The following is a 440-nucleotide window of genomic DNA, read 5'->3' as shown; positions in this document are numbered from 1 at the left end:
GCGCTTCTGGGCCTCCCGCAGGTTCTTGTAATCCGACAGGAGGTACGCCAGCGGGGAGGGGACGGTCGCGAACAGGCTGGAGTTGACCGTGACGTCCAGGGAGGGCGGGTGCGTGATGTAGATCTCCACGTCGTCCTCCCGTATCCCGCCGGCGGAGGGCGTGAGCCGGTACACGACCAGCCGGCTGTCGTCGTCGCCCGCCTCGGCCAGGTGGGTCGCGTTGGGCTCGCCCCGCCTGGAGCGCTTCTTGGCCGGGCGCTGGTGGTGGTAGAAGCGGGACGGGTTGCGCTCCTGCTCCTCCGGGCCGACCTCGGTGTGCCAGCTGAAGGTCCCGGGCGGCAGGACCTCCGGGATCTCGTCGCCCCGCCCCAGCCGCCGCGTGCGCCAGGGCACGAACCCGTAGGTGAACATGGCCCGGATCGCCGCCTTGCAGAAGGGCA

At 71.1% G+C, this 440-nt stretch carries 1 protein-coding gene; it reads right to left on the bottom strand.

From position 1 onward, the window contains the following. Positions 1-440 (bottom strand): hypothetical protein (locus AC3DEV_RS17125; protein WP_488372894.1); only part of this gene is annotated, 440 nt, incomplete at both ends.

This window comes from Dietzia sp. IBK-p2-15D, from assembly GCF_057773105.1.
This window is presented reverse-complemented; position numbering and strand designations above follow the sequence as displayed.